This is a genomic window from Alicyclobacillus sendaiensis NBRC 100866 (assembly GCF_001552675.1).
In the GTDB taxonomy this organism is placed as follows: Bacteria; Bacillota; Bacilli; order Alicyclobacillales; family Alicyclobacillaceae; genus Alicyclobacillus; species Alicyclobacillus sendaiensis.
On record NZ_BCRQ01000009.1, the window covers coordinates 13,070 to 30,501 of the forward strand.

General features: G+C 63.8%; 15 protein-coding genes. 13 read left to right on the forward strand and 2 right to left on the reverse strand.

Translation table 11 applies throughout. The features are described from left to right. Nucleotides 1–85: 85 nt before the first annotated feature. The gene (locus AS26_RS03190; RefSeq protein WP_062306085.1) at nt 86–1,330 is read right to left on the reverse strand and encodes an MFS transporter; all 1,245 of its coding nucleotides are present in this window, start codon (nt 1,328–1,330) and stop codon (nt 86–88) included. A 395-nt stretch (nt 1,331–1,725) separates the two neighbouring features. Here AS26_RS03190 and AS26_RS03195 point away from each other — a divergent pair, with 395 nt between their 5' ends. Further along, nucleotides 1,726–4,107 (forward strand): heavy metal translocating P-type ATPase, encoded by a 2,382-nt coding sequence (locus tag AS26_RS03195; protein ID WP_062306086.1) that lies wholly within the window; start codon nt 1,726–1,728, stop codon nt 4,105–4,107. 153 nt (nt 4,108–4,260) lie between these two features. On the opposite strand, the gene AS26_RS03200 is transcribed toward AS26_RS03195, so the two are convergent. After that, nucleotides 4,261–5,835 carry a class I adenylate-forming enzyme family protein gene (locus AS26_RS03200; protein ID WP_062306088.1) on the reverse strand — a complete coding sequence of 525 codons (1,575 nt, stop codon included), beginning with the start codon at nt 5,833–5,835 and terminating at the stop codon, nt 4,261–4,263. 247 nt (nt 5,836–6,082) lie between these two features. Here AS26_RS03200 and AS26_RS03205 point away from each other — a divergent pair, with 247 nt between their 5' ends. The 12 genes from AS26_RS03205 (at nt 6,083) to AS26_RS03260 (ending at nt 17,403) form a co-directional block, all read left to right on the forward strand. Further along, nucleotides 6,083–6,373: a hypothetical protein gene (locus AS26_RS03205; RefSeq protein WP_157068434.1), complete on the forward strand. Its 291-nt coding sequence runs from the start codon at nt 6,083–6,085 to the stop codon at nt 6,371–6,373. Nucleotides 6,374–6,625: 252 nt separating this feature from the next. Then, nucleotides 6,626–7,594: a DUF1861 family protein gene (locus AS26_RS03210; RefSeq protein ID WP_062306091.1), complete on the forward strand. Its 969-nt coding sequence runs from the start codon at nt 6,626–6,628 to the stop codon at nt 7,592–7,594. A 155-nt stretch (nt 7,595–7,749) separates the two neighbouring features. Further along, nucleotides 7,750–8,337 carry a tetratricopeptide repeat protein gene (locus tag AS26_RS03215; protein ID WP_062306093.1) on the forward strand — a complete coding sequence of 196 codons (588 nt, stop codon included), beginning with the start codon at nt 7,750–7,752 and terminating at the stop codon, nt 8,335–8,337. A 118-nt stretch (nt 8,338–8,455) separates the two neighbouring features. Further along, a complete protein-coding gene (gene panD / locus AS26_RS03220) occupies nt 8,456–8,863 on the forward strand; it encodes an aspartate 1-decarboxylase (RefSeq protein WP_062306094.1) in 408 nt (135 codons plus the stop codon). A gap of 170 nt (nt 8,864–9,033) precedes the next feature. Continuing rightward, nucleotides 9,034–10,116 (forward strand): homoserine dehydrogenase, encoded by a 1,083-nt coding sequence (locus tag AS26_RS03225; protein WP_062306095.1) that lies wholly within the window; start codon nt 9,034–9,036, stop codon nt 10,114–10,116. Between the two features lie 7 nt (nt 10,117–10,123). After that, a complete protein-coding gene (locus tag AS26_RS03230; protein WP_062306097.1) occupies nt 10,124–11,275 on the forward strand; it encodes a retroviral-like aspartic protease family protein in 1,152 nt (383 codons plus the stop codon). A 35-nt stretch (nt 11,276–11,310) separates the two neighbouring features. Next, nucleotides 11,311–12,978, forward strand: a complete 1,668-nt coding sequence (locus AS26_RS03235; RefSeq protein WP_062306098.1) for a GspE/PulE family protein — start codon at nt 11,311–11,313, stop codon at nt 12,976–12,978. 16 nt (nt 12,979–12,994) lie between these two features. After that, complete coding sequence (locus AS26_RS03240) at nt 12,995–14,233, forward strand: type II secretion system F family protein (RefSeq protein ID WP_062306100.1); 1,239 nt, start codon at nt 12,995–12,997, stop codon at nt 14,231–14,233. A 157-nt stretch (nt 14,234–14,390) separates the two neighbouring features. Then, nucleotides 14,391–14,915, forward strand: a complete 525-nt coding sequence (locus AS26_RS03245) for a type IV pilin protein (RefSeq protein ID WP_062306101.1) — start codon at nt 14,391–14,393, stop codon at nt 14,913–14,915. A 138-nt stretch (nt 14,916–15,053) separates the two neighbouring features. Then, nucleotides 15,054–15,917, forward strand: coding sequence for a type II secretion system protein (locus AS26_RS03250; protein ID WP_281176939.1), 864 nt, complete (start codon nt 15,054–15,056; stop codon nt 15,915–15,917). Between the two features lies 1 nt (nt 15,918). Beyond that, nucleotides 15,919–16,674: a type II secretion system protein gene (locus AS26_RS03255; protein ID WP_062306104.1), complete on the forward strand. Its 756-nt coding sequence runs from the start codon at nt 15,919–15,921 to the stop codon at nt 16,672–16,674. 27 nt (nt 16,675–16,701) lie between these two features. Further along, nucleotides 16,702–17,403, forward strand: a complete 702-nt coding sequence (locus tag AS26_RS03260; RefSeq protein WP_062306106.1) for a hypothetical protein — start codon at nt 16,702–16,704, stop codon at nt 17,401–17,403. Nucleotides 17,404–17,432 lie beyond the last annotated feature (29 nt).

Sequence of the window (17,432 nt, forward strand, 5' to 3'; positions counted from 1 at the left end):
TGTGCTCTTCATCTTCCTTCTGAAAAAGGATATGGGGGCGCCGTGGAACCTCGCAATCCTTCGCTGTATGAATCGCGCTCCTCCCTCACACATCCGATGCCCGGCCATGCGCCTGGCTCCTCGGCCATCCGGCGGCGTCCCGGATCGCCCGCGCATATCCTGCGAAAGCAGCCGTGGCCAGGGCGCACGCGCCCGTCGCTGTCCAGAGAATCGGGGAGATGCCGGCGAGATCGAACAGGTGGCCGAAAGCGACCGGCCCCATCAGGCTCCCGACGTTGCCGATGGCGCCGACGAGTCCCAGATAAAACGCCGCGTGGCGACCGGTGATCTGGGTGAGGAGGGCCGGCACTGTCGGCGCGTTCAGCATCTCGCCGAAAGTGGCCACCACCATGCCGGCCACGAGCGCGGCATACGCCCGATGGGCGACGGCCATGCCGGAAAACGCGGCGGCGTAGAGCAGGCCGCTCATCACGAGCTGTGCCGCTGGCGTCTGAACCACGCGGCGCTTCAGCCATCCGGTCAGCGGCTGGCCGACGAGGATGAGAAGGCCGTTCACGGTCCAGAGCACGCTGTACGCGTCCGGCTGATGGCCGGTCTGGTTGAGGTATGGCGCCACGCCTGAGTTCCAGGCGGCGAGCGCGAGATTCAGGGCCAGCGTGCCTGCGCCGAGCAGCGCATAGACGCGATAGTTTCGCAGGAGATGCCGGGCCGACGCATCGACCTGCGGCATGGCGTCGACGAGCACGTCCTCCGCGTCAGGCCCAAGCTTGCGCAGAAAACGCCACATGAACACGGCAAACGACATGGTGAGGCAGCCGTTCAGGAAGAACGTGAGCAAAAACGAGACGGACGCAATCAAGCCCGCGAGCGCGGTGCCGACGGCAATGCCGATGTTCGTCATCACGTACATGGTGTTGAAGAGCCTGGCGCTGACCGATTTCCAGCGGTTGCCCACGAAGGCGTTCAGCGCGGGTTGCGTGGCGGAGATGAGAAAACTGTTGGCGGCGATGGTCGCGGCGTAGGGCAGAAGCGAATGCGCCAACATGAGGCTCCACTGTGCCATCGCGGTCAGCAGCAAGGATCCGACGATGAGCCGCATGGGCCCGAGGCGATGATACAGGGCTCCGCCGGCGAACTGTCCGAGGGCTCCGGCGAGCGACTGGCCGAAGAGCACCCAACCTGCGGCTGCGTAGTCGCCGTGGAGCACGTTGTGGACGTAGATGGTGGTGAGCGGCCAAATGAAAGCGCTGCCCATCGCGTTGAACAAGCGTGCGACGAGGAACGCGTACGACTCTCGTGGTAGCGGTGTCACCGAACGACGCGACTTCATAACGGGTACTCCTGCGTCCGACGTATGGGCCCGTGCGACAGGCCGATTCTAAAGTTAACGCTTGTTTACGAGCCTTGCAACCGCACGAAGGCCGCGCCGGAGCGACTCGGGTGCGGCGGCCCCTGCGGGGGCGGGCGGGGCTTCGCCAAGGGCATGCTCCAGCATCCGGCGACAAGGCGCGAGTGGGCGATGCGGGCCGGAAGACTTCCCGGGCCCAGGAGCAATGCCCCTTGACGTCTATACCCTACTGGGGTATGGTGAGATCAGAAGATGCCGAGCGCAGAGCTTGCCTGGGCCGATGGTGCGCTTCTTGGCGAGGGCGCTCGGCCACACGGGCATGCAGAGGCGCGGAGCGTTTCGGTTTTTGGCCTCGAGCCGCGGATTGGGGTGAAAACATGGCGGAGACTCGCGAACTCACGCTTCCTATCGAAGGCATGACGTGCGCGGCGTGTGCGGCGCGGATCGAGAAAAACCTGTCGAAGCTCCCGGGCGTGCAGGAGGTCAACGTGAACCTCGCGTCCGAGCGCGCGCGCGTGGTGGTTTCGCCTGACACGCCGTGGACCGAGATTGTCGAGAAAATCGAGAAGACGGGATATTCCGTGCCGCTGCGCGAGGTGGACCTGCGCATCACCGGCATGACGTGCGCGGCGTGCGCGGCGCGGATTGAGAAGGTGGTCGGGCGGCTGGACGCCGTGCAGGAGGTGAACGTCAACCTCGCGTCGGAGAAGGCGCGGGTGGCGTATGTGCCCGGCGTGATCGACGTGGACGACATCATCCGCGCGGTGGAGAAGGCGGGCTACGGCGCGGCCCTCGCGAGCGAAGTGGAGGCGGAGGAAGAGGCGCGCAAGCGCCAGGCGTATCGGCGCGATCTCGCCACGTTCACCCTCTCCGCCATCCTCACGCTGCCGCTTGTCGTGCAGATGTTCGTCATGCTCGCGGGTGGGCGGCCGTTCCTGCCGAACTGGGCTGCGTGGCTGCTCGCGACGCCGGTCCAGTTCTTCGTCGGCTGGCGCTTCTACAAGGGCGCGTATCACGCGCTGCGCGGCGGCGCGGCGAACATGGACGTCCTCGTGGCGCTCGGCACCACGGTGGCCTACGCGTACAGCGCGGTCCTCACCGTGGAGGGGCGCCCTGACGTCTACTTCGACAGCTCGGCGACGGTCGTGACGCTCATCTTCATGGGCAAGCTGCTCGAGGCGAGGGCCAAGGCGAGATCGAGCGCGGCCATTGCGTCGCTGGCGAAGCTCGGCGCCAAGGTGGCGCACGTCCTGCGGGACGGCGAAGAGACGGACGTCCCGGTCGAAGCGCTTCAGGTGGGCGATCTCGTCCGCGTCAAACCGGGCGAGCGGGTACCTGCCGATGGGGTGGTGACGGAAGGGATGACGGAGGTGGACGAGTCGTTTCTCACGGGCGAGCCGCTGCCGGTGGTGAAAGCGCCAGGGGACGAGGTGGTGGGTGCGTCGCTCAACCAGACGAATGCCTTCGTGATGCGCGTCACGAAGGTGGGCCGGGACACGGCGCTGGCGCAGGTCATTCGGCTGGTGGAGCGCGCCCAAGGGTCGAAGGCGCCGGTGCAGCGCCTGGCGGATCGCATCTCGGGCGTCTTTGTCCCGGCGGTGCTCGGGGTGGCGCTCCTCACGTTCCTCATCTGGGGCGCCTTCGGGCACTGGTCGCACGGGCTGTTTGCGGCCATCGCGGTGCTGGTCATCGCCTGCCCGTGCTCGCTGGGTCTCGCCACGCCGACGGCCATCATGGTGGGGACGGGGCTCGGCGCGGAGCTGGGCATCCTCGTGAAGGGCGGCGAGCATCTCGAAGCGGCCGCGCGCGTGGATACGGTCGTGATCGACAAGACGGGGACGCTGACGCTTGGCAAGCCGGTGGTGACCGCGGTGTGGGCGGCAGAAGGTGTCGCGGAAGACGAGGTGTTGCGGCTTGCGGCCGCGCTCGAGGCGCAGAGCGAGCATCCGCTCGGCCGCGCGGTGGTGGAGGCGGCGAAGGCGCGCGGCTTGGCGGTGCCGGCGGCGCGGGACGTGGCCGCCGTGCCGGGGCGCGGAATTGAAGGCGTGGTGGAGGGCGCGCGCGTGCGCGTCGGGAGCCCGAGCTGGCTGCAAGGCGCTGTGCGGGGCCTGTCGGAACCGGTGTGGCACAAGCTCGCTGGGCCTGGCCACACGGTGGTGCTGGTGGCGCGCGAGAAGGAGATGGTGGGCGCCATCGCCATGGCGGACGAAGTGAAGCCGGATGCTCGAGCGGCGATTGAGGCGCTGCGCGAGATGGGCGTGGACGTGTGGATGTTGACGGGCGACGCGGAGGACACCGCGCGGGCCGTGGCGGAGCGCCTCGGCATTGCGCACGTGATGGCCGGGGTTCTGCCTGGCGACAAGGCGGCGAAGGTCGAGGCGCTGAGACAATCGGGGCGGGTCGTCGCGATGGTCGGGGATGGGATCAACGACGCGCCGGCGCTCGCGGCGGCGGACGTGGGCATGGCGATGGGCACGGGCGCGGACGTGGCGCTCGAGGTGGCGGGCCTCGCGCTGATGCGAGGCGACGTGGGGGCCGTCGTGGACGCGCTGCGCCTGTCCCGGGCGACGATGCGCAAGATCCGGCAGAACCTGTTTTGGGCGCTCGTCTACAACGTGCTCGGCATCCCGCTCGCGGCGTTTGGCATCCTGAGCCCCATCATCGCGGGGGCGGCGATGGCCATGAGCTCGGTGAGCGTGGTGTCGAACAGCCTCCTGTTGCGGCGAACGCGGCTCGGCCGGCAGGCGCAGCCCGCGTGAGGCGCGGGGCGCGAGGTCTCTGCGCGCACGTGAACCTCAATGGGTCCAAGGTTGCCTGACGGCCGGTTCGGCGCCCTCCCTAGCTCCCAAGCGCCATCCTCTTCAGGTACGAGGCGCTCATCGGGTTGGCGCCGCGGGGCGCTCCCGCCTTCGTCATGCACGCGCGCTTCTGCTCTCGCGCGCTGGTCCACTCAGCGTTTCGGCCGCCATGTGCCGCAGTTCCCGCCGCAACACCTTCCCCGTGGATGTCTTTGGGAACGTATCCACAAAGTGATACCGGCGCGGGCGTTTGTACGGCGCGAGATCCTCGCGGCAGAGCGCCTCGAGTTCCGCTTGTACGGCGCTCGGATCCGCCGACTCGTCGATGCGGACGAAGGCCACGGGGATCTCGCCCTTCAGCGCGTCCGGCGCGCCCACCACGTACGCCTCGAGCACCGACCTGTGCCGGTACAGGACCGACTCCACTTCCTTCGGGTAGATGTTGAAGCCTCCGTAGATGATCACGTCCTTCAGGCGATCGACGGCGTACAGATACCCGTCCGCGTCCTGCCGAAAGACGTCGCCCGTGTGCAGCCAGCCGTCCTGCTCGATGGTCTCCGCCGTCCGCTCCGGCTGCCGCCAGTAGCCCTGCATGACGTTGAATCCCCGCACCAAGAGCTCGCCCGGCTCGCCCACCGGCACGTCTCGGCCCTCGGCGTCCACGATGCGGACCTCCGTGCCCGGAATCGGCAGGCCGCAGGAGGACAGGCGGCGCTTGTCTGGATGGGGCGGCTGCAGCGTCGCGAGCGGCGAGAGCTCGGTCTGGCCGTAGCCCTCCACCATCACGATGCCCGTCTGGGCCTCGAATTCGCGGATGGTCTCGACGGGAACGGGCGCGCCGCCCACCAGGCCCACGCGCAGCGAGGAGACATCGACCGGGTGCCTCTTCAGCGCCTCGTTCAGCAACATGAAGATGCTCGGCACACCGCAGATGAACGTCACGCGGTGCCGCTCGATCTCGCCGAGCACGGCGCGGGGCGCAAACGTGCCGGATCGGATAAAGAGCGTGCCGCCCGCGAGCAGCGCGTGCAAAATCTCGACGCAAATCGAGAAGCAGTGCGTCATGGGGAGCAGGTTCAGGATGCGCTCCCCATCCGTCGACTCGAGGTAGTCGCACACCGTCTGGGCGGTGCGGAGCACGCCTTCGTGGCTCAGCATCACGCCCTTTGGTCGCCCGGTGGTGCCGGAGGTGTAGAGGATCATGGCGGTGGAATCGGGGCGCACGTCTGCAGACTGCGGCGCGCCCTCGCCACCCGACACCACTTGTCGCCACAGGGCCTCGGGCGTGAGCCACCGCTCAACGCTTGTCACTTCGCGGTTCGCGGCGAGCGCCTCCGCTCGATCAGGCGCGCCGATGAAGGCACTTGCTTCGACGTCCTGGAGGATGAAGGTCATTTCAGGCAGGGAGAGCGTCGGGTTGATGGGCACCGCGATGGCGCCCATCGACGTCACCGCGCCATAGGCCACGACCATCTCTGGGGAGTTGTCGAGGGCGAGCGCGACGCGATGGCCCGGTTGAATACCTTCGGCTTGGAGCCACGCGGAAACGGCCGCGCATGCCTGTTGATATTCCCGGTAGGAGAGCGTCTCCGGTCGGTCGCCGTCGAGTTGCCACACGAGGTACGGCGCGTCTCCCCTGCGCGCCGCCTGCGCCTCGATGACAGCAGGATAGGTGAATATCCGTTCCATGACAGAGCCCCCTCGCTCATGCTACCGCGAGTATAGCACGAGGCCGGCGCGAGGGGCTTGCGTGTCTCGCACAGGGAGAGGGCGCCTTGCGCCGCGGTTGGCACCAATCAGCCGCCGCATGGGATTGTCGCCGCGATCGCCGGCTGCCATTCGCCGTAGGTGTGATGCCGCCGCGGCTACCGACCGCCATAGGCGCCGCAGCCGCCGTCCACCCGCCCTCCGCCAGCTCACGGCGCAGGGGGCGGGCGTGTGGGCAGTGACACAGGAGAGCGTCCCGACCCCGTCGGTCACGCCGGACATGGTGTCGCGCGACGTGCAGGGGCCCTTGCAGACGCTGCCCGTGATGAGTGGCATCGCGATTGGCGGCGCGAATTACGGCGCCGACACGAATGCCATCGTGCCGGCGAGGGAGATTCAGGCGGCGTTTGCCTCCGCGCCCGCGCAGGGGTCGACGGCGACCGTCCGCGTGGACCACGGGCCGGGGGCGTCACCGGCGAAGCGCATGCTTCCCTGGTTTCGGGCCATCATGCGCGGATGATTCATCTTTTCTTCTCCTTTTCTTCTCCAAGCTCTTGAATCGCCCGCGCCGAGGCCGTATGCTTGGGCTGATCGGCTCGCAGCACCAAGGGAATCGCGGGCCGCAGGCGCGTTGAACTTTCGGCGAGTGGGGCGCGTCCATTCCGTAAGTCGCGCCGCGGCCCATCGTAGGGCCAGGTCGAAAGCCCGCCGGAGGAGCGAATGCGGCCGCGTTCGACATAGGATATGTACTACATCAAGGGAGTGCCCAAAGGTGAAATCCATCTGTGCCGCGAAGCCATGCGAGTGGCTTGCACAGGAGTATCGGCAAGAGCGACAGGTGTACCACGTGGAGAAGATTCGGTTCCGCGGCGTTGAGGGGCGCGATGTCTACAACATCGCGGCACCCATCGTGGACGGAGGGCGAGCCATCATCCCGGCGCGCGTCGAGCCGCGCCACAGCGAGTTCTCGGAGGTCATCTTTTTCGAAGAGGCTGAGGACGGCGTCTGGACCGTGGTGGAAGGGCTTCGGACGTTCCGGGGCCTGCAAGACCCGTTTCACGCGCGCATCCACGGGGAAATTGTGTTTGGCGGCGTCGAAATTTGGACCAATCCGTTCCACAACCACGAGATTGAGTATCGCACCGTGTTCTACCGCGGCCATTCGCTCGCGGACTTGCGGCTTTTCGCCGTCGGGCCCCAGTGGATGAAGGACATTCGCCTGGTGGAGTTGCCGGACGAGCGCGTCGGCGTCTTCACCCGGCCGAACGGCGCGCGCTACGGCGGGCAGGCGCAGATTGGCTGGACGGTCCTGTCGTCGCTCGACGAACTTTCGCCGGAGTCCATTCTCCGCGCGGAGTGCCTGCCGGATCGGTTCTATCCCGGCGAGTGGGGCGGCGTCAATGAGGCCCAGCTGATCGATCCGGCCACGGTCGGCGTGCTTGGCCACATCGCCTATCGGTCGGAGGACGGACTTCTGCACTACAAGGCGATGTGTTTCTCGCTCCATCTGAATCTGGATCTCGTCACGCCGGTGAGGGTCATCGCGGAGCGGCAAGATTTTCTCGGCGGTGAAGCGAAGCGGCCTGAGCTGGCGGACGTGGTGTTCAGCGGCGGGCTCGTGCGCTATCCAGATGGAACGGCGCACCTGTACGCCGGCGTTTCGGATGCGGAGGCGCAGCGCATCCTCATCCCGGACCCGTTCGCCGTCACCGCGAGTTGCGCGGTGGAGCTGAAGGCGTGAGGACAGCGCTGCTCAAAGGATGTCACCGGGCGCCGCTGGCCGAGGCGGCCTAAACCCTTCGGCGAGCAGGCGCCCGGTTCCGTTCTTGTTGGACTTTCGTTTTGGCGCGCGTGTGGTAGAATGCCAAGATGAAGATGGCGACAGGGGGAGATGGGATGCTTCGGAAGCTTGTTGTATCTGCTGGGTGTGCCGCACTGGCGGCGGGCCTGTTGGCAGGGTGCGGCACAGCCAACAATACGACAAACACGTCGACCACGACCGTCGTGCGGACGGGGAACAACAGCATGGTCGTCGCGCCCAAGACCGAGGTGGGCACGGCGAACATGAAGCACTTGATGCAGATTGCGGACAAGAGTCCGACGAACTTCGAGGCGCAGATGAACGCAGCGGACAGCGCCTCGGTCAACGGCAACGTTCAGGCGGCGATTCACTACTTCAAGCGCGCGACTCAGATCAATCCGAAGTCTGGGCTGGCTTGGACCGCGCTCGGCAACATGTATCGCGAGCGCGAGAATCAGCCGAAGGCGGCCATTCCGTATTATCAGAAGTCGATTCAGATGGATCCGTCGTACGGTTGGGCCTACTGGCAGCTCGCGCAGGCGTATGTGACGCTGAAGGAGACAAGCCTTGCTAAGCAGGTGGTGGAGCAGGGCTTGAAGAACGTGAAGAAGACCGATACGGCGTACGCCTCGCTCCAGCTCATGATGTCGGAGCTCAGCGGCAAGTCGAGCGGATCCAAGTGATGGATGGCGCGCCGGCCGTTTGCGACTTGCGTTCGGCCGCCGTCGCGCGTACCATGTCGAGAGAAGATCTCATCTTCCGCGCTTGACGCGGAAACCCCGTGGGAATGGGGGGGTGCGCGTGTTTCGCACGCTCATGAAGTCCAAGATTCACCGCGCGACGGTCACGCAGACCAACCTGCACTACGTCGGCAGCATCACCATCGACGAGGATCTCATGGACGCAGCGGATCTCGTCGAGAACGAGAAGGTGCAGGTCGTCAACATTCACACCGGCGCGCGGTTTGACACGTATGTCATCCCGGGCGAGCGTGGCTCCGGCGTCATCGGATTGAACGGGGCGGCGGCGCGGCTCGCCGAACCGGGCGACTTGGTGATCATCATCTCGTACGCGGCCTACAGCGAGGACGAGGTTCGGCGTCATCGCCCGACCGTCGTCGTGGTGGACGCGGACAACCGGCCGGTCGAGGCGCTTGCCTCCGAGGCCGAGGAGAACAAGCGCATCGAGCGCGCCACCGCGCGCGTGTGACGTAGCTTCGCTTCTCAGGAAGGGCATCCGAAAGGGTGCCCTTTTGTTCTATCGGCGGCGGCCTCCCGCCGCGCGAAGGCCTCCCAGCAGCAAGGGAGGCGCGTTCCCAGCGCGTGGGGATGGGCAAGCGCCAAGAACACCCTCACAATGGAAAGGCGGCGAGAGATAGATTGAAACACGTTCGACTGGGTCTCATCGGTTGCGGTGTGGTTGGGAGCGGCGTGCTGCGCGTCTTGAGCGATCGCGGCGGCGTCATCGGCGACATGTTGCTCGAGCCGACGCGCATCGCCGTCAAGCACTTGTCCCGTCCGCGGCCTTCGTATGTGCCGCGGGAGAAACTCACGGACGACTGGCGATCCGTCTGTTTGGCGGACGATGTCGACGTCGTGATCGAGGTGATGGGCGGGGTCGACGTGGCGCACGAGGTGGTGTGCACCGCCCTGCGCGCGGGTAAGCCGGTCGTCACGGCGAACAAGGCGCTCATGGCGGCCCACGGGCCCGAACTTCGCGCCATGGCGCGCCAGCACGGCGTGTCGCTTCGCTACGAGGCGAGCGTGCTCGGCGGCGTGCCCGTGATTCACGCGCTCGAGACCTATTTTCGCGTCAACCGCATCACGGGCCTGCGCGGCATCGTCAATGGGACAAGCAACTACATCCTCACCCGCATGACCCAAGCGGGCGCGAGCTTTGCGGACGCGCTCGCCGAGGCGCAGGCGCTCGGGTACGCGGAACCCGATCCCACGTCGGACGTGGAAGGCCACGACGCCTTTTTCAAGCTCCAGGTGCTCCTTCAGGTCCTCGGGGTCGACACTGAACCCCTTCGACGCGGGGCACTCCTGCCGACTTCCGGCGCGAAGTCCGCGGGCACGCGGCCTGTGGCGTACCTCGCGGCGCCCCGCGAAGGGATTGCGCATCTGACGCCGGATGACGTCGAGCGCGCTCGTCTCCGCGGCGAGAAACTGAAACACGTCGCGAGCGCCCGCTGGCGCGAGGATGGCGTGATCGAAGTGCGGGTGGGTGTCGAGTCCCTCGCGCCCACGGATCCGCTGTTCGGGATTGACGGCGTCGAGAACGCGCTCGCCATCACGGGCGACGTGGTGGGCACCGTGACGCTCACGGGGCCCGGCGCCGGCGCCCTGCCGACGGCCAGCGCGGTGCTCGAAGACGTCGCGCAATGGGCAGCCGTGGCGTATGCAGGAAATGATGCGGTGGAGGACGAATTAGGATGGCGACTGAATCCATCCAGAAGGTAGGCTGACTATGCGACGTCCTCATTCTTGGTTGTTGAGTCTTGCGCCCTTGACGCTCCTGTTCGCGTCGGCTGCCCCTCTGGCACAGGCCGCCACGCCCAAGGCGGTGGCGCGGACCGAAGTCCCGCATGTGAAGCTCGCGCCCGGACACGTTCGGGTGATCATCGCCGGCAAGCTGTACGACGCCATCGCCGTCGGTGAGGACACCTACGTCGAGGAGGCGGCGTTCGCCGCGTTTCACACGCCGTATGTCGATCTCGGCAACGGGACGGTCGCCATCACAGGGGGAGACATCCAGGGCGTGGTGTACCGGGGCAAGACGTACGTGCCTTGGTTTGTGCTCGCGCCCTCCGTCCGCGCCATTCCCCTGAAGGGCGGCGGCTTTGAATTCGTCAGCAAGCCGGTCAAGCACGACTACCAATTGCTGCTGCAAGTTTCGCAGGCCACAGCCGGCGGGGTGGCGGTGCTCACGGTGATGACCTTAGATGGGGACAATCCCGTGCCCGGACAGCCCGTTTCCATCTCCGCCACAGGGTTTAGTCAATTGGAGCCGTCCTCTAACGCGTCGTCCCTCCGCGTTCGCACAGATGGAACCGGGACGTGGGAGGGCGGGATTGCGGACAATGTGGCGGAGACCGTGTACGTCACCGCCTCTTGGACCACGCCCGGAGGAAGCGTGGTTCACCAAGTCCTGCCCGTTCCCTTTCAGTCGCAGAAGGGGACAACCGCCAATGCGGCGTCGAGCGCGACGGGGACGAGCGGCAACTCATCTCTGCCATCGCTTTCTAACGAGCGGCTCATCGCCACCGCTCCGGTGACGTTCTATCAGAACGGCGTGTTTCTCCAGGCTTCGAGCGGAAACGAGGACATCACGTTTCAGCTCGACACTGGCGCCTACGAGACGCTCCTTGGCGCCAATCTCGCGGCGCAGTTGCACCTCCCGAATCTCGGCAGCATCGAAGTGGGCGGCATCGGCGGGACGGATGAGGCGTACATGAGCAAGATGACGCTTTCCATCGGAGGCCACGTCTTTCCTGATGTCCCCTGTATCGTGGATCCGAGTTGGACGGGCACCCCGCTTTTGGGATACGGGTTCTTCCAACAAAACGGCTATGATCTCTTGATCTCGCAAACACAGAGCGCCCTCTACATCATGAAGTGACCTCTCTCGGTTCTGGCGATTGGGAGGTGAAGATTTTGGCGCGCAAGCGAATGGGCGAGCTTTTGGTGGAATCCGGCCTGCTCGCCCCGGAACAGCTCGAGATGGCCCTCGCCGAACAGCGCGAGACGGGGGCGCGCCTCGGCGATATTCTCATCAATAATGGGTACATCACCGAGCAGCAGCTCGTGGAGGTGCTGGAGTTTCAGCTCGGCATTCCCCACGTCATTCTCGCGAACATGAAGATTGACCCCGAAGTCCTGAAGCTCGTCCCCGAGCGCCTGGCGGAGACGTACGTCCTGATTCCCTACCGCCGCGCGGGCAATCGGCTGCACGTCGCGATGGCGGATCCGCTCGATTACTACGCCATCGACGATCTGCGCCGCTCCACGAACCTGATCATCATGCCCGCCATCGCGACCCGCCAGGATATCCAGGCGGCCATCTCGCGCCATTACCGCGGCAACGAGGTGTTCGAGAGCGCGGTGCGGTCGATGGCCGAAGCCGCGCCGCCCCGCCAGGAGCCAGAGCAGGAGACGCGCGCCGCGGACTCGCCGGTCGTGCGGGCGCTCAACCAGATTCTCGTGGAAGCCGCCGACGCAGGCGCGTCGGACGTCCACCTGGATCCGCAGGCGGACGGCGTGCTCCTTCGGTTCCGCGTGGACGGATTTCTGCGGACGGAGCGCGTCATTCCTCGCAACCTTCAGAGCGGGCTGGTGGCGCGCGTGAAGATCCTGGCGCGGCTCAACATCGCCGAGCAGCGCCTGCCGCAGGACGGCCGCTTCGAGTTTTCGGAAGGCGGCCGCAAGGTGGACGTTCGCGTGTCGACGATGCCCACGGCGCATGGCGAAAAGGTGGTCCTTCGTATCTTCGATCTCGCCAAGCGCGCCTTCACGCTGGACGAACTTGGGTTCTCCGAGTGGAACCGCGCCGCGTTCGAGCGCATGATCACGAAACCGTACGGTGCCGTGCTCATCACCGGCCCGACGGGATCGGGCAAGACGTCGACGCTCTACGCTGCTTTGAAGCGGCTCGCAACGCCGGAAGTGAACGTCATCACCATCGAGGATCCCATCGAATATCAGCTTGAGGGCGTCAATCAGGTGCAGGTGAACCCGGTCGCGGGGCTGACGTTCGCGCGCGGGCTGCGCGCGGTGCTTCGCCAGGATCCGGACATCATCATGGTGGGCGAGATCCGCGACAACGAGACGGCCGAGATCGCCATGCGCGCTGCGCTCACGGGTCACCGCGTGTTGTCGACGCTGCACACGAACGACGCGGCGAGCGCCATCAATCGGCTGATCGACATGGGGGTGCCCGCGTACATGATGGCTTCGGGCGTCACGGGCGTGGTGGCGCAGCGCTTGGTTCGGCTCGTGTGTGCGCGCTGCAAACATGAGCGACCGGCGACACCGCTCGAGAAAGAGATTCTCGAGGAGAATGGGTTTTCGGCGGAGACGGTGGTCGAGGGGAGAGGTTGCCCGGCGTGCGGCCAGACGGGCTACAAGGGTCGCATGGCCGTGCAGGAGGTGCTGGAAGTCGACGACGAGATCGCGCGCCTCATTTTGACGTCGAGATCGACGGAAGATTACGTCGCGGCGGCGAAAGAGCGCGGCATGCGCACGATGTTTCTCGATGGCCTGCAGAAGGCGCTTCAGGGGCAGACGACCATTCAGGAAGTGCTGCGCGTGACCGCGGCGACCTGAAAGGGGGTGAGCCGAGGTGAGCCTGTACCGGTATGAGGCGATTGCGCGCCCGAATCGGCGCGAGCGCGGCAAAATTGAGGCGGAGTCCGAGGCCGAGGCCATCCGGGCGCTCGGTGAGCGCGGATTGTTTGTGGTCGGCCTCAAGGCGATGAACGAGAAGTCCGAGTTCTGGAATCGCGAGCTCAAGTTCAGCTTTCTCGAGCCGAAGGTGAAGTCGGAGGACTTCGTCCCGTTCTGCCGGCAGTTCGCGACCCTCGTGCGGGCGGGAGTCCCGCTCGTTCCGGCGCTGCAGGTGTTGGAAGAGCAGCTGCGGAAGGGGCCACTGAAGCGGGCGGTGGCCGAAGTTGCGGCCAAGGTCGAGGGCGGCACGGCGCTTTGGGAAAGCCTGGCGGACTACCCGAAGGTGTTTCCGCCCATGTTCGTGCAGATGGTGCGCGCCGGCGAGGCGTCCGGTTCCCTGGAAGAGGTGCTGGAGTCCACCGCGCGCTTTGAAGAGGGCCAGCGGGAGACCGTGTCGAAGATCAAGTCGGCGCTCATGTACCCGGCTCTCGTCTCCGTCGTGTCGGTCTTGGTCGCAGGGTTTTTGATGATCAACGTCATTCCGTCTTTCGTGTCTGTCTTTGCGTCCATGCACGTGACGCTTCCGCTGCCGACGCGCATCGTGTTGTTTTCCGCCGACGCGGTGAAGCGGTTCTGGTATGTGGCGTTGATCCTCGTCGCGCTCTTCGTGGCCGCGTGGATCTTCATCAGCCGGAATGCGGAGACCAGGTACTGGCGGGATCGGCTGATGCTTGGCATCCCCATCTTCGGGAAACTGATGCGTTACCGCGCGATGGCGCAGGCGTCGCGGACGCTCGCGATGCTGTTTCACGCGGCCCTGCCGGCCTTGACGGCGATGTCGCTTGCGGCGGACGCGGTGAGCAATCACTACGTGCGGGTGAGCTTGCGCCGCGCTCGCGATACGCTGGGCGAAGGCGGCGCGCTCTCGGAGGCGCTGCAGCGATCCGGCGCGTTCACGCCGCTCATGGTGCAGATGGTGCGCGTCGGCGAAACGACCGGCCATCTGGACGACATGCTGGCGCGCGTGGCGACTTTTTACGAGTCCGAGTTGGAGGTGATGGTCGAAAGGCTCCGCCAGTTGCTCGAGCCGCTCTTGACCACGGTGTTGTCGGCCGTCGTCGGCATCATCGCGCTGTCGGTCCTGCTGCCGATGTTCTCCTTGTACAACAACCTGGGATCGTACGGCGTTTCTTGAGGGAGCCGCGAGCTTGGCGGTCCCTACGAAAAATATGGCCAAATTGGCTAGAATACATGTACAAGTGCACATCTTGCCAGTATAATAGGTGTCGTCAAAGGTTCTCATTCGACACGCTGGCTCGCACCGAGTCGAGCCGAGGGGAAGGGGAGTTCGTATGCGTCAGATGAGAATGAAGATTTCGAATGTGAAACAGAAGCTCCGGGATCAGCGCGGCGTGACGCTGATCGAAATGCTCGCCGTGGTCGTCATCCTGGCCATCCTCGCGGCGGTGGGCGTCCCGATTGTGTTGGCCCAGATTCAGAAGGCGCGCGTCAACACCGATAAATCGAACGAGCAGCTGATTGCCGACGCCCTGCAGCGCGCGGAGTATGACTATCAGTCGAACTCGACGAACCAGGGGAGCCTCTATATATCTACTCCGGGTGCTATTAACGGGAATACAGCACAGATCAGCAATGGAACCAATACTACGGCTGTCTATTCGTATCTCCTAAACGGTAGCTTCAGCGGAAATGGAACGGGGTACATTACGAGTATTCCGACGCCTCAATCTCAAACTGGTAACTTCACGATTGTATCCAATGCACCGGGGAACAATACGAGCACGCCGTATGTCACGTTTACCTATCCCAACAACACGGGTGGCCTCCAGAGCTGGTATATCACGATTCAACCATGAGAAGAGAACACGGGCTCGTACGCTAGCCAGCATGACACGCTTGGAAAGCTCCCTGTTTGGGGGCTTTCTGCGTACATGTGGCTCCTGAAGATGAGGGAGCAGCGACCCCAGAACATAGGGATAGGCGGGGCGAAGTTGATGAAGCGCGGGAAGTGGAAGCGGAGTGGGTGTCAGAGGCGCGGAAGAGCTTTCACCCTGATCGAGGTCTTGGCGAGCGTCGTGATCATCGCGATGGCTGGCACTGCTGCGCTGTTTGCGGTGGAATCGGTTCAAGCGGGGCAGCTGAAAGAGGCGGAATATTCCAAGGCGCTGGGGCTGGCGACGACGATTGCGGAGGAGATACGGGATAGGGATCCGAATGCGCAGATCAGTGTGTATGCTCCCATCACCGAGACCTCATCGCTGTCCACCACTGGAGGCAGTGTCATTGCGACTTTATTCTCGTCTCTTCAAATTTTCCAGACTGCGGTATCTCTGGTTTACGGAAACCTTCTAAACGCGCTTGTGCAGACTGGCGCCTGGGGAAACCTGGATTTGCAAAGCGAGGTAGAAAATCTGATCAATCAACCGACGTCGCAATGGGGAACGCAGATTCAGCAGTGGATGCAAAAAGGGCAAATCACCGCCGTTCAGCAAAGTATTCTACAAAATCAGCAAGCGTTGCTGCCGTTTGAAGTGGTGGTTCCGGGCGATGCGCTGGGCGATAATCCGCCAGCGCAAGACGCGGTGTTATACATCCCGTCTCCAGCCAGTTTGTCCTCCGAATCCTCGCCTGGCAGCATCAATGGCTCGATGACATACACGGAATTCGTCTTGGCTCTCGCACGCGGAGGTAAAATGTGGAATCAACCATATCCGTTAATGGATGGTTACACGTGCACGGTCAACGCTCAACGCGTCTCAACGAGCAGTAACTCGTCGCCCAGTGTGTGGAACTACACAGTGACGGTGCAAAGTCCGCACGGCGCCACAGCGACCGTGACAGTTCCGGTGGTGGGGTAACATGAGACCATTCCCTTGGAACCAAGACGCACGTCGGGGGCGAGGCTTGACGTTGCTTGAAACGCTCGTGGCGATTGTCATCACCGCAATTGTGGGTACCGCACTGGTGGGGACCATATGGCAGGTGGCGCTGCGTTCTCAACGCATTACACAAGCAAATCAGGCGGTTGAGAGCGTGCTGACCGTGAACCACGCGCTGACTGAAATGACCCAGTCGGCCTCATACATGCAGCTTCAGTATAGTCCAGGCAATATATCGATCTGGTTGTTTCGCGGTGGTACAACAGTTGGAAACGTGGTGAACGCGAGCCAGCCGTGGTTGGTGAACACAACGACCATTTCTTCTGGGAATGTCTCCTCGGGAATAGCCAATGCAACCTGCTTTTACGTGTTTGACTTCGTCCAGCAGCCGAATCAACTGTGGAGCATTTATGCGGGATCGGCTACAAAGCCCGGTGTTCTACCCAATTTCGGGGGTCAGCCCCTTGCGCAAAACGTCAGTGTCCAATGGTATTTGCCTAACTTGACAGGCACCTCCTCCAATAGCACCGGTTCGTCGACGACGACTTGGTCGCAAATTTTTACACAGCTTTTCTATGGAAACTCGGCGTCGCAGGGGGTCGCGACTGCGTCGGTGCCGAGTGGCGAAGTGATTCATGGCTTCATCTTGAAGTTGTCCGCCTCGTACAAAGCGCCGAATGGTCAAGTATCCACCTATGCTTTGACTGCGGGCTATCACGATATGAATCAAGGCTGAGCGTTGCGAGGATGGAGGTGAGTGCGGATGGCACCTCTCCTGAAAGGTGTAAGATCTCAACGCGGATTCTCGCTCCTTTGGTCTTTAGTTTACGTCGTGATTCTTGCGTCGCTCGTGAGCACCGCGCTTGTGTGGAGCCGATATGTCCTACGCGTGGGCGGACTGGGGCAGATCCGAGATGAACGCAGTGTGTTTCAGTCCCAGGCTTCGTTTGACCAAGCGGCGCTACAAGCGATGCAGACCGCCGCGCAGCAAGCGACCGTCTCGTTGTCTCAGAATCCTATCTCACAACTCTTTTACTGGCTGAATTTGTTGGGCGCATCATTCCTTTCGTGGCTAACGGGTCAATCCTTGCAACTGGTGACGATGAGCGATTTACAGAATGCTTTGACGCAAAAGGTATTTCCGGCCTTGCAGCAGCAGCAAATGCAGGCCTCAATTGTCTACATGTATCAAACATCATGGAGTCAACAGCTGAAAGACCAAATCACCCAGCTTCAGAATCTGGCCAATTCAAACCTCGTGCAGCCGTGGTCGTCTGCTTGGGACACGCTTGAGGTTGCGAGCTTTCTGCTTCAAGCTGTGCTCAACACATCGCCGAACTACATGCAGCCGCACGCCGTGATCCAGGTGAAATCGGCTCAGGGCGGCTATTCCATGTATTACAATGTGACATATGTTTTTAATCCGCAGACGTTCCAATGGGTGCTGCAAATCACGCAAGACTGAAGAGGTGAGGGCTTCCAGCTCCGGATTCC